Source organism: Rhizobium terricola (assembly GCF_012927355.1).
Lineage (GTDB): Bacteria > Pseudomonadota > Alphaproteobacteria > Rhizobiales > Rhizobiaceae > Allorhizobium > Allorhizobium terricola.
The window spans coordinates 1969422-1981800 of the sequence record NZ_JABBGK010000001.1; the positions used below are offsets into that span (position 1 = coordinate 1969422).

A 12379-nucleotide genomic window follows, 5' to 3' on the forward strand; every position below is an offset into this window, starting at 1 on the left:
GAATCACCGGTGATTCATTGAGTCAGATTCGGGCGAGCGGCGCTTCGGATCACACGAGGGATCGAGGCAGGGACGATGTCGAACGCGCGGCGGGCAACCGCAGCCGATGAGCGGCTGCGACTCAATATTTCTGGCATTGCGGCCTTTTTCACGAAACTGCGCGACGGCTTCGGCGGAGTCAACGGCTCCGAAAACGAGCCGTCGCGGCGCCTCGAGACGATCCTGCGCCGTTCGATCCCGATCCTGATCATCGCCTTCCTCGGCGTCGTGGCGCTGGCACGCGGCATCGGCATGCTCGGCGAACATGGGCGCTTCGAGGAAGGGATCCGCCAGATGACGGCCCTGATGGCGACCACGGCGGAGGCTGCCATCGGCGAGAAGGTTGACCTCTTCGCCACGGGCGACCGCGCTGCCGCCGAGGCGATCCTCACCCGCTATCTGTCCAGCGATCACCTGAAGAACGGCGCCTTCGTGCTGCTCACCGATACCGACGGACGTGTCTTCGCCTCGTCTCCGTCCGGCGCCGGCTATGTCGGCCTGCCGCTTGCCAATCTTCTGCCCCAGGTCGCCGCCATCCGCCGCTTCGCCGATCAGGGCGGCGGCATCGAGACCGACATCGCCGGCGTGCGCCATTTCGCGGTAATGACCCCGGTCGGCAGCGACGGCGCCATGATCCTGAGCGCCCATTCGCTCCAGGGCATGATGGACTTCTGGCGCGCCGAGATCGCCCTCAACGTCACGCTGTTCTCCGGCATTTCGCTGATCCTTCTCGTCATCCTCTACGCCTATTTCCAGCAGGTGAAGCGGGCCCGCGAGGCGGACGACGTCTCGCTCGAATCCAACATGCGCGTAGAGGCCGCGCTGTCGCGCGGTCGCTGCGGCCTGTGGGACTTCGACCTTGCCAGCCGCAAGCTATTCTGGTCGCGCTCGATGTACGAGATGCTCGGCCTGCCGCCATCGACCGAAGTGCTCGCCTTTGCCGATGCGGCACGCCTGATGCACCCGGACGACGGCAATCTCTTTGCACTCGCCCGCGCCGTCGGACGGGGCGGCTCGCGCCAGATCGACCAGATCTTCCGCATGCGCCACGCCCAGGGACACTACGTCTGGATGCGCGCCCGCGCCCAGGTGATCCGCTCGACGACGGGTTCGCTGCATGTCATCGGCATCGCCATGGACGTCACCGAGCAGCACCGGCTTGCCCAGCGCTATGCGGAAGCCGACCAGCGTCTCGCCGACGCCATCGAATGCACCTCGGAAGCCTTCGTCCTGTGGGACAAGAACGACCGGCTCGTCATGTGCAATGCGCATTTCCAGAAGGTCTACGGCCTGCCGGACAGCATCCTGGTGCCGGGCACCGAACGCTGGGTGGTGCAGGCCGCCGCGCAGAAGCCGATCATCCAGCGGCGCGTCGCCGACCCGGACCAGGGCAGCGCATCGCGCACCACCGAAGTTCAGCTCGCCGACGAACGCTGGCTGCAGATCAACGAGCGCCGCACCCGCGACGGCGGTCTCGTCTCGGTCGGCACCGACATCACGCTTCTCAAGCGCCACCAGGATCGCCTGCGCGAACAGGAGCGCCGGCTGATGTGCAACATCGGCGACCTCTCGCTGTCGCAGAAGAAGCTCGAAAAGCAGACGGCCGAACTCTCTGTCGCCAATGCCAACTACCAGGCGGAAAAGGAGCGTGCGGAAGCCGCCAACAGGGCGAAGTCCGAATTCCTCGCCAATATGAGCCACGAGCTCAGGACGCCGCTCAACGCCATTCTCGGCTTCTCGGAAATTCTCCTCGCCGGCATGTTCGGCCCGATCGGTTCACCGAAATACGAGGAATATGCCCGCGACATCCACGACAGCGGCAAGCACCTTCTGAACGTCATCAACGACATCCTCGACATGTCGAAGATCGAAGCGGGCCAGATGAAGATCCGTTGCGAGCGGATCGACCTCGACGCCCTGATCGAGGAGAGCCTTCGCCTCACCGCCATTCCGGCGGAGGAAAAGAACGTCCATGTCGAACAGCGCGTCTCGCCGGGACTGGTGATGACCGCCGACCGCCGCTCGATGAAGCAGATCCTGCTCAACATCCTGTCGAACGCGGTCAAGTTCACCGAACCGGGCGGCAAGATCGCGCTCCGCACCCGCAAGGTCGGCGACAAGGTCGCCATCACCATCGCCGATACGGGCATCGGCATCCCGAAGGCCGCTCTCTCGAAGATCGGCCAGCCCTTCGAGCAGGTCCAGAGCCAGTACGCGAAGAGCACCGGCGGTTCCGGCCTCGGCCTCGCCATCTCCCGCTCGCTGGTCAACATGCACGGCGGTAGCCTCAAGATCCGCTCACGCGAAGGCTGTGGCACGGTGGTCTCGGTGATGATCCCGGAGGTTATGATTATCGAGACGGCGCGCAAGCGGGCCTGACGTCAGGCCTGCCCCGGCAGGTCGCCGGTCGCTCGTCCGCTCAGGAGACCCGGCGGTTCTCCAACGACGCACCCGTTCCTTTCAGGAAGGCGTGCGTTTCGGCTTCGGCCATCGGCCGGGCGAAATGGTAGCCCTGAACCGAGCCGACACCCAGCGTTTCGAGGATCGCCATCTCGTTCTCGGTCTCGACGCCCTCGACGATCGCCTCCAGCCGCATCTCGGCGCAGAGCGCGAGGACGGACTTGACGATCTTGACGCTGGTTTCCTTGCGATGGATCTCGCGCACGAAACTGCCGTCGACCTTGATCTTGGAAAGCGGCAGTCGGTGAACGTAGCTGAGGCTCGCATAGCCGGTGCCGAAGTCGTCGAGCGCAATACCGCAGCCGAGTTGCCTGAGGATCCGGATCGAGGCGTTGGCCTGCTCGAAATCGCTCATCACGGCCGTCTCGGTGATCTCGAAGGTGATACGGCGCGGATCGACGCCGCTCGCCCTGATGATGCCGACCAGCCGATTGACGCCTTCGGCCGTCGCGAGGTCATGGGGAGACAGATTGAAGGACAGGAAGACATCGTCCGGCCATGTGGCGGCGGTCTTCAGCGCGCGCTCCAGAAGCAGGCGGGTGATCAGACCGATCCGGCCGTTGTACTCGGCGATCGGAATGAACTCGGCCGGCGACACCGGACCGATGGTCGGACAGTTCCAGCGGGCAAGCGCCTCGAAACCGGCAGGGCGTCGCGAGGCGACATCGATGATCGGCTGGAAGACCAGCGAGAGTTCCGTTTCGAGGTCGGCGACCTGCAACGTCTCCTCGACCACCTTCTGGCGCGACAGTTCGTCTGCCTGCTCGGCATTGAACACCACGACACCGGCACGATGATGCTTCTTGGCGGTGTAGAGGGCGTAGTCGGCGCGTTCGTACAGCTCCTGCCCGTTCGCGCCCACCTGCGGGAAGGTCGCGAAACCGAGCGAGGCGGTCACCTGGACTACGCCGCCGCCGAGATTGATGCGCTGAGCGATGGCATCGCAGACGCGGTTTCCGAGCGCCACCACCGAGGCTTCGTCATGGTTGCCTGTGACGATCAGTGCGAACTCGTCGCCGCCGAGGCGAAACACGGAGACGGCCCCGTCGGCAAACCGGCTGAGGCGCTCGGCCACCTCGACAAGAACCTTGTCGCCGGCCGAATGCCCGTACATGTCGTTGATCGGCTTGAAGCCATCCAGATCGATCACCCCGATCGCCAGCATACCGCCTTCGGACTGCGCCCGGGCAAAGGCCTGGTCGAGCGTATGGAAGAAGCTGCGGCGATTGGCGATGAGTGTCAGGCTATCGAGGTTTGCGAGCCTCAGATTTTCGTCCGAGAGCGCCTTCATGGTCTTGTTCTGCGCCTGCAGCACCAGACGCTGTTCGGCGAGCTGATGGAAGTCGCGATAATGGGTGAGAAGGACAGCGATCATCGCCATGCTGACGAGGATCACGTTGATCCCGGTCGCGACGAAGGTCTCCTCACCGCTCAACACCATGGCAAGGAAGAATGGAGCATTGACGAGAACCGTCACGACCATTGCCGCCGAACGCAGATGCATCAGGCAGAAAATGCAGCCGATGACTGTGATCGCCATGAAGAACGCCACATGGGCCTGCTGGAAGCCATCTCCATAGGGCAATAGAGCCACGGACCAGCCGGTACAGAAGATGGCGATCGGCGCTGCCAGCCGGTTGGTGGCCTTGAGGCGGTGATAGGCCTGCGCGGCATCGACCTTGCGGTTGCGGGAAACGAACCAGCCGATACCTCGCGCCACGAAGATGATGGAAAGCACGGCCGGCAGGTAGATGACCAGATAGGCGGGCGCAATGTCACGATGCGTCCAGGCCAGCGACAGCATGTTGGTCGTCAGGATGAAATAGAGCAGCGGAACCTGCTTCGAGAAAGCCTCGAACTGCGAAAGTGTGAGCTCCGGATTCTCGTTGGGCACCTTCAGTGCCTCGAGGATCCACCTGATCGAATGTTTCAAGGTTCCGATATCCGACGTCGAACGATGTGGCGGGCCGCGCCCCTGCGGCCTCACCTCATATTTCTACTTCAGAGTAAGTTAAAATACCGAAAACCCCGGACTTCAGGACTTTCAAAACCATCAGCGCCGCCGCCTCATCCCTTCACGACGCTGGTGAAGACCTTGCGGACCGCCTTCGACAGGCGCTTGATCTCCGCTTCCAGCGTCTTCAGGTCCGGGCTGTCGCCGGCGCGGCAGACGAGATCGACGAGGCCGGCCGGAACGGTTGCCGGATCGAAGCCGCCGTCGACGCACAGGCGGATCACCTGCGAAAGCTCCGTGTAGAGCTTCAGCGCGTTGAGGCAGAGGTCGAGATCGTTCGGGTCCATCAGCTCGGCGCCAAGCCGCTTCAACGCGTCGGCGGTCGACAGGCCGTTCACCTCGGCATCGACCTTACGCCCCCGCGCGATCAGCGCGAGGTGCTGGGCGATGAACTCGATGTCGATCAGGCCGCCGGCAATGAGCTTGACATCCCAGATGTCCTTCGGCGGCTTCTCCTTGTCGATCATCGCCCGCATTTCGGCGACGTCGGCCGCGGTCTTTGCCGCGTCGCGGGGCTTGGCGAGGACGGCAGCGATCACGTTGCTGGTCGCCTGCATCAGGTCTTCGTCGCCGCAGATCAGCCGGGCGCGCGTCAGCGCCATGTGCTCCCAGGTCCAGGCTTCCTCGAACTGGTATTTTTCGAAGGCCCTGAGCCGGGTCGCCACCGGTCCCTTGTTGCCGGAGGGACGAAGCCGCATGTCGACCTCGTAGAGCACGCCCTCGGCGGTCGGGGCCGAGAGCGCCGCGATCAGGCGCTGGGTGAGGCGCGTATAGTAGCGTACCGGATCGAGCGGTTTTGCCCCGTCGGAGTCGCCCGCATCGTCATCGTGTTCATAGAGCAGGATGACGTCGACGTCGGAGCCGGCGGTGAGTTCGAAGGAGCCGAGCTTGCCCATGCCAGCGAGTGCCACCTTGCCGCCGGCGATGCGGCCATGGGCGGCCTCCATCTCGGCGACCACCGCCTTCAGCGCCTCCTCGATGATGAGGCCGGCAAGGTCGGTGAAGGCATGGCCCGCCTGCGGTCCGCCGATGGTGCCGGTGAGCAGGCGGATGCCGATCAGGAAGCGCTGCTCGGCGGCGAAGATGCGCAGCCGGTCGAGGATTTCCTCGTAGTGGCGACTTCCCTGCAGGAAGGACGAAAGGCGCCGGGCGAGATAGGTCCGGGTCGGCAGCTCGACCATCAGGCCCGGATCCAGCATGCCGTCGAAGACATGCGGACGCTGGGCGATGATTTCAGCCAGCCGCGGTGCGGACGACATGATGTTGACGATGAGGTCCAGCAGCGCCGGGTTGCTGGTCAGGAGCGAAAACAGCTGGATGCCGGCCGGCAAGCCGGAGAGGAAACTGTCGAAGCGCAGCAGCGCCTCGTCGGCGCGCCGGCTTTCGCCGAAGGTCTTCAGGAGCTGCGGCGTCAGTTCCGTCAACCGCTCGCGCGCCTCCACCGACTGGGTCGCCCGGTAGCGGCCGTAGTGCCAGATGCGGATGACGCGGGAAATGTCTTCGGGCCGTTCGAAACCCAGGCCCTTCAGCGTCTTCAGCGTGTCCGGATCGTCCTTCTGGCCGGTGAAGACGAGGTTTCCGCTCGCCGAAGACAGCCGCTCCTCCTGCTCGAACAGCCGGGCATAACGTTTCTCGACCGTCTTCAGCACGCTTTCCAGCCGCGTGGAAAAGCCGGTGGTGTCACTGAAACCGGCCATATAGGCGATGCGGCGCAGCTCGCTTTCGGTTTCGGGCAGGAGATGGGTCTGTTCGTCATGCACCATCTGGATACGGTGCTCGATATCGCGCAGGAACCAGTAGGCCTCGATCAGTTCGTCGCGGGTCGCAGCGTCGATCCAGTTGGCGGCGGTCAGCGCATGAAGTGCGGCCTCGGTCGGGCGCAGGCGCAGTTCCGGCATGCGGCCGCCCGCGATCAGCTGCTGGGTCTGGGCGAAAAACTCGATCTCGCGGATGCCGCCGCGGCCGAGCTTGACGTTGTGCCCCTTGACCGCGATCGCGCCGTGGCCCTTGTGCACATGGATCTGCCGCTTGATCGAATGGATGTCGGCGATCGCCGCATAGTCGAGATATTTGCGGAAGACGAAGGGGACGAGTTCGCGCAGGAAGCCCTGCCCCGCCTTCAGGTCCCCGCCGACGGGCCGCGCCTTGATGAAGGCAGCGCGTTCCCAGTTCTGCCCCCTGCCCTCATAATAGAGAAGAGCCGCCTCGACCGGCACCGCGAGCGGCGTCGAACCCGGATCGGGACGCAGCCTGAGATCGGTGCGGAAGACATAGCCATCGCCGGTACGGTCCTGCAGGATACGCACCAGCCGGCGCATCATCCGGCCATAGGTTTCGGTCGCGTCTTCCGGCGATACGAGGATACCGGCCTCGGGTTCGAAGAAGATGACAAGGTCGATGTCGGAGGAATAGTTGAGCTCGCAGGCACCGAGCTTGCCCATGCCGAGCACGATCAGGCCACTCTCCGCCGAGGGTTCGGCCCGGTCCTTGAGGACCAGCTTGCCGGCGTCGTGGCCGGCGATCAGCAGGTGGTCGATCGCTGCCGCGACGCAGGCGTCGGCGATCGCCGAAAGCCAGCGCGTCGTGTCGCGTGCATCGAAGATGCGGGCCAGATCGGCAAGTGCAGTGACGAAGGACAGCTTGCGCTTGGCGACGCGCAGGCGGGTCATCACCTGCGCCTCGGTCGCGACCGCGCCGCCATCCTCGCCGCGCCAGGCATTGCGGGCGTCGGCGACGAGCGTCTCGAGCAACGGCTCGATCGGCTCGTCGAGCGCGCGCACCAGCGTTGCCGGATCGAGGGCCGCCATGTCGCGCAGATAGGGAGAGAGCGAAAGTGCGGCGGTGACGAAGGTGCGGAGCGGGCTTTCGCCGGCGATGAGATCGGCCAGCACCGGATGATGCTTGCCGGCGTCTTTCAGCAGGGACACAACCGACTTCAGTTCCGTCTGGTTGAACGGCCGGATGACACCGTCCGCGACCTGGGACAACCGCCTCGCCTTCGCTTCATCCATCGCCAGCCTCCCCCGCATGCGTCATGTGCGAAAACCGTTCTAGCGAATCTCGCACCCCGCTGGGAAGGTAGGACGTGTTTTGCGGAAAGGCCATGCGCCGGATCAATGGGCGGTGCGGCGATGCCTGCGTCATTTTGTTTGTTGAAGATCAAACTCATCTTTCGATAGAGCTATATATCCGCACATGGAGGCAGCGAGAGGTCGGCAGGTGCCCTTTTGCCACCGCCTTGTTCGGAATGACACGCAACTGCAATCGCATCTGGGCGCGCGGCGCCCCTTCATGCGGGAGATGACCATGATGACGCAAACGGCTGCCTACCCTCTCACCATGGCCCGACCGGGCGAACGGGTGCGCATCGTGGCGCTGGCGGGCGGGCGCAGTCTCGACCGCCGGCTGACGGATCTGGGGCTGGCGCTCGGTTCGATCGTCCGCATCGTGCAGAACCAGATGACCGGGCCGATGATCGTGGCGATCCATGAAAGTCGCGTCGGCCTCGGCATGGGCATGGCCCAGAAGCTGACCGTCGAACCGATCAAGGACTAGATGACATGGCACTCCTCAACGAACTCCCGATCGGCGCGGTCGCGCGCGTCACCGGCTTCAGCGACCGGAACGACCCATGCCGGCGTCGCCTGCTGTCGATGGGCCTCACGCCGGGCGCGGTGGTTGCCGTCACCCGGCGGGCGCCCCTCGGCGATCCGGTGGAAGTGAACCTCAGGGGCACGGCCCTTTGCCTCCGCCGCGAAGAGGCGCGGATCATCACCGTCGAGCAACTCGCCGACACCGTCCCGGCCTAGCTCCTGGTTCCCAACCTCCCCAACCTGCGGATACATCCCATGAAACAGATGACCGTCGCCGTGGTCGGAAACCCCAATTGCGGGAAAACCACCCTCTTCAACGCCCTCACGGGTTCGCGCCAGAAGGTCGGCAACTGGCCGGGCGTCACGGTCGAGAAAAAGACCGGCACGATGATGCTCGCCGGCAAGGCGGCGACGCTGGTCGACCTGCCCGGAACCTATTCCATCGGCTCGCTCGAAACCTCGCTCGATGAAAGGATCGCACTCGACTTTGCCGTCTCCGGCGAGGCGGACGTGCTCGTCAACATCGTCGACGCCTCCAATCTTGAGCGGCACCTCTACCTGACCACCCAGCTCCTCGAGATGCGCGTCCCCATGCTGGTCGTGCTGAACATGATGGACGTGGCCCGCCAGAACGGCGTGAAGATCGACATCGAGGCACTGGCCGCGCAGCTCGGCTGCCCGGTCGTGCCGATCGTCGCGGCAAAGGGCACAGGCCTTGAAGCGATGCAGAAGGCCATTGCCGACGTCGCCGCCTCGGGACGGGTTCCATCCGGCTACTGCCACTATGATGCGGCGGTCGAGAAGGCCGTCGAGCGTCTTGCCCCTCGCCTTCCCGAGTCTCCAGCCGATCCCCGCTGGCGGCTGCTGCAGATCTTCGACGGCGACCGCAGCCGGCTTGACGGCCTGCCCGGCACACTCGGCGCCGAGATCGCCGAAACCCTTGCCGAACTTGAAGACGAATGCGGAGAGGATCTCGACATCCTGATCGCCGATCGGCGCTACGCCTTTGCCGGACGGGTGGTTGCCGCCTCGGTGGAGCGGCCGCGCATCGCCTCTCAGTCGCTGACCGACCGGATCGACCGGATCGTTCTCCATCGCGCGCTGGGCATCCCGATCTTCCTCGCTGTCATGTACCTGATGTTCATGTGGACCATCAATGTCGGCTCGGCCTTCATCGATTTCTTCGACATCGGCGTCGGTGCCGTGCTGGTCGACGGGCTCGGCCACGCCATGCGCTCGGCCGGCTCTCCCGAATGGCTGACAGTGCTGATCGCCAATGGCATCGGCGGCGGCATCCAGACGGTGGCCACCTTCATCCCGGTCATCGCCTTCCTCTACATTTTCCTGTCGATCCTCGAGGACTCGGGCTATCTCGCCCGCGCCGCCTTCGTAATGGATCGCTTCATGCGCATGGCCGGACTGCCGGGCAAGGCATTCGTACCGCTGATCGTCGGCTTTGGCTGCAACGTGCCGGCGATCATGGGAACCCGCACGCTCGACAACGAAAGCGACCGGAAGACCGCCATCATGATGGCGCCCTTCATGTCCTGCGGCGCACGCCTGCCGGTCTATGCGCTGTTCGCCGCCGCCTTCTTCCCCGCAAACGGCCAGAACCTCGTCTTTGGGCTCTATCTCGCGGGCATCGCGGTCGCCATCTTCACCGGCTACATCATGAAGATGACGCTCACCCACGGCCAGGTTTCGCCGCTGGTGATGGAACTGCCGCCCTATCACATGCCGACCCTTCGCAATGTGGTCATGCATACCTGGGAGCGCCTCAAGGGCTTCGTGCTTCGGGCCGGCAAGGTGATCGTTCTGATGGTGGCCTTCCTCTCCATCGTCAGCGCGATGGACACCCAGGGCAATTTCGGCAGCGCCGAAAGCGACCGCTCGATCCTGGCGGTCGCCAGCAAGGCGGCAGCACCCGTCTTCCAGCCGATGGGGCTCGACGAACGCAACTGGCCGGCCATTGTCGGCATCGTCACCGGTGTCTTCGCCAAGGAGGCGGTTGTCGGCACGCTCGATTCGCTCTACGGGGCGCTGGCGCGCGATGCCGCCCCCGAGGCACCCGAGGAACCGCAGAGCACGACACAGATCATCGTCGAGGGCCTTGCCCGGGCCGCGGCCTCCGTGCCCGCCAACCTGGCCGCGCTGACCACCAGGATCACCGACCCGCTCGGTATCGACATCGGCGACGTCACCTCGACGGAGGCCGCCGCTGCCGAACAAGAGGTCAAGACCGGCACGTTTGCCGAGATGCAGGCCCGTTTCGCAGGCAGCGCCGGCGCCTTCGCCTACCTGCTCTTCATCCTGCTCTACACGCCTTGCGTCGCTGCGACCGGCGCGATCTATCGCGAGGCCGGCGCCCGCTGGATGACGGCCACCGTCGCCTGGACGACGGGGATCGCCTACGGCTCTGCCGTCATCGCCTACCAGACGGCGACATTCGCGGAAGCACCGCTGCGCGCCTCGCTGTGGATCACCGCGATCCTGGCGGCCTTCGCCTCCACCATCCTCGCGCTGCGGCACACGTCCGCCCGGCTGCGCCGCCCGGTGCTCGCCAAGGCGGGAGCGGTCTGATGGCCAGCCTGACCGAACTGCGCGACATCCTGCGGCAAAATCCGCGCGCCTCCCTGCTCTCCCTCTCGCTGCAAAGCCACAGCGAGCCCGGCGCGGTAGAGGCGATGATGCGGATCTGGGAAAATAAGGGCCGCGTCAAGCGCACGGCGCCGTCGCCCTCCGCCTGCGGCGGATGCGGTGGCTGCGTGGTGGGCTGTTCGCCCTCGCAGATCATCTTCGAATGGCTCGGGGACTGACGCCGGCCGACCCGGCGCCGTCTTACATCTTCTGCCCGGGAAAGATCATGCGGGCGGTCAGGCCGCGGGTCGCACCGCCGTCCACCGTCGTGTCGGAGAGCTCGAGCCGTCCGCCGTGCAGAGCCATGATCGCCTCGACCAGCGACAGGCCGAGGCCGGTTCCGGGCTTGGTGCGGCTCGCTTCGAGACGGACGAAACGTTTCACCACGTCCTCGCGCTTGTCTGCATCGACGCCCGGCCCGTTGTCGGAAACCGCGACCTCGACCGCACCGCCGACCTTGCCGACGGTGACCGTGATCTTTCCGCCCGATTCGCCGTGCTCTCCGTCCGCGGCCGCCATTCCGTACTTGATGGCGTTGTCGATCAGGTTGGAAAGCGCCTGGCCGATCAGCTCGCGATTGCCCCGCACCGAAAGGCCCGGCGCGATCGTCGTCTCGAGCGCGAGGCCGGCCTCTTCCGCCACCGGCTCGTAAAGCTCGGCGCTGTCGGCAGCGATGGCAGACAGGTCGATGTCGGAGAGCTCTGCGGCGATCGAGCCGGCTTCCACGCGACTGATCATCAAAAGCGCGTTGAAGGTGCGGATCAGCTGGTCGGATTCGGCGATGATGCCTTCAAGTGCGGAACGCCGGGCCGCCTCGTCGTCTTCGGCCAGCGCATCGGAGGCCTTGTTGCGCAACCGCGTCAGCGGCGTCTTGAGGTCGTGGGCGATGTTGTCGGAAACCTGGCGCAGGCCCTCGTTCAGCTTCTCGATGCGGCCGAGCATCGCGTTGAGCGAGGAGGACAGGCGGTCGAATTCGTCGCCCGATCCGGACACCGGCAGGCGCTGCGACAGGTCGCCCGCCATGATCTTCTTGCTGGCCGCGGACACCCGGTCGATGCGCTTCAGCGCATTGCGGCCGATGGCGAACCAGATGATCACCGCGCCCAGCCCCATGATGGCGAGCGCCACCATCAGCGCCTGGCGGACCAGCAGCCTGAGCTTGGTCGGCTCTCCGAGGTCGCGGCCGACGAGGATGCGGAGCTTGTTGTCGAGGAAGAAGACATGGCCGGCCGCCACATGCCGTTGCACGTCGCCGCTCTCGTTGTAGCGCTCGTAGCGGAACGGGTGCTCGGTCCATCCCTCGCGGTCGAACAGGCCCGGCTCGACGGATGCGACGTTGCCCGCCAGGATCTCGCCGTTCGGGCCGGCGATCACATAGAGATTGGCGCCCGGCTGGCGGGCGCGACGCTCCATCATCGCCAGCAACCGGTTGATGCCGCCGCGCTCGAAGGCCGTCTCGATTTCTTGTACCTCCTCCTTCAGCGTGTCACGCGTCTGGACATAGAGGATGCGCTCGGAAAGAGCGGTCACATAGATGACGAGCAGGCCGGCGCAGAGCGCGAAGAGGCCGATATAGAGTGCCGACAGCCGGACGGCGGCCGACTTGGAAAGAAGCTTGAGGCGGGCGTTCATGGGA

8 protein-coding genes are annotated in these 12379 nt (G+C 65.1%); 5 read left to right on the top strand and 3 right to left on the bottom strand.

All coding sequences use genetic code 11. The features are described 5' to 3' along the window. Positions 1-75: 75 nt before the first annotated feature. The gene (locus HHL25_RS09455) at positions 76-2418 is read left to right on the top strand and encodes an ATP-binding protein (protein ID WP_169589404.1); all 2343 of its coding nucleotides are present in this window, start codon (positions 76-78) and stop codon (positions 2416-2418) included. Positions 2419-2458: 40 nt separating this feature from the next. Here the strand turns inward: HHL25_RS09455 and HHL25_RS09460 are convergent, their stop codons facing one another. After that, the gene (locus HHL25_RS09460) at positions 2459-4432 is read right to left on the bottom strand and encodes a putative bifunctional diguanylate cyclase/phosphodiesterase (protein ID WP_246701716.1); all 1974 of its coding nucleotides are present in this window, start codon (positions 4430-4432) and stop codon (positions 2459-2461) included. 134 nt (positions 4433-4566) lie between these two features. Then, positions 4567-7524: a bifunctional [glutamine synthetase] adenylyltransferase/[glutamine synthetase]-adenylyl-L-tyrosine phosphorylase gene (locus tag HHL25_RS09465; RefSeq protein ID WP_169589407.1), complete on the bottom strand. Its 2958-nt coding sequence runs from the start codon at positions 7522-7524 to the stop codon at positions 4567-4569. 295 nt (positions 7525-7819) lie between these two features. Here HHL25_RS09465 and HHL25_RS09470 point away from each other — a divergent pair, with 295 nt between their 5' ends. From HHL25_RS09470 to HHL25_RS09485, 4 genes are read left to right on the top strand one after another with little or no spacing between them, the layout of a single operon-like run. Then, positions 7820-8068, top strand: coding sequence for a FeoA family protein (locus HHL25_RS09470; protein WP_205927743.1), 249 nt, complete (start codon positions 7820-7822; stop codon positions 8066-8068). 5 nt (positions 8069-8073) lie between these two features. Next, positions 8074-8322: a FeoA family protein gene (locus tag HHL25_RS09475; protein WP_169589411.1), complete on the top strand. Its 249-nt coding sequence runs from the start codon at positions 8074-8076 to the stop codon at positions 8320-8322. 39 nt (positions 8323-8361) lie between these two features. Beyond that, positions 8362-10686, top strand: coding sequence for a Fe(2+) transporter permease subunit FeoB (gene feoB / locus HHL25_RS09480; RefSeq protein WP_169589413.1), 2325 nt, complete (start codon positions 8362-8364; stop codon positions 10684-10686). Next, complete coding sequence (locus HHL25_RS09485; protein WP_169589415.1) at positions 10686-10922, top strand: FeoC-like transcriptional regulator; 237 nt, start codon at positions 10686-10688, stop codon at positions 10920-10922. Before feoB ends, HHL25_RS09485 begins: the two co-directional genes overlap by 1 nt. 22 nt (positions 10923-10944) lie before the next feature. Here the strand turns inward: HHL25_RS09485 and HHL25_RS09490 are convergent, their stop codons facing one another. Continuing rightward, positions 10945-12375, bottom strand: coding sequence for a sensor histidine kinase (locus tag HHL25_RS09490; protein WP_169589418.1), 1431 nt, complete (start codon positions 12373-12375; stop codon positions 10945-10947). Positions 12376-12379 lie beyond the last annotated feature (4 nt).

What these genes read in the sequence shown, in the direction of transcription:
- HHL25_RS09455 (WP_169589404.1), top strand. Translation starts at nt 76, where the DNA reads ATGTCGAACGCGCGGCGGGCAACCGCAGCCGATGAGCGGCTGCGACTC.
- HHL25_RS09470 (WP_205927743.1), top strand. Translation starts at nt 7,820, where the DNA reads ATGATGACGCAAACGGCTGCCTACCCTCTCACCATGGCCCGACCGGGC.
- HHL25_RS09485 (WP_169589415.1), top strand. Translation starts at nt 10,686, where the DNA reads ATGGCCAGCCTGACCGAACTGCGCGACATCCTGCGGCAAAATCCGCGC.
- HHL25_RS09475 (WP_169589411.1), top strand. Translation starts at nt 8,074, where the DNA reads ATGGCACTCCTCAACGAACTCCCGATCGGCGCGGTCGCGCGCGTCACC.
- feoB (WP_169589413.1), top strand. Translation starts at nt 8,362, where the DNA reads ATGAAACAGATGACCGTCGCCGTGGTCGGAAACCCCAATTGCGGGAAA.
- HHL25_RS09465 (WP_169589407.1), bottom strand. Translation starts at nt 7,524, where the DNA reads ATGGATGAAGCGAAGGCGAGGCGGTTGTCCCAGGTCGCGGACGGTGTC.
- HHL25_RS09490 (WP_169589418.1), bottom strand. Translation starts at nt 12,375, where the DNA reads ATGAACGCCCGCCTCAAGCTTCTTTCCAAGTCGGCCGCCGTCCGGCTG.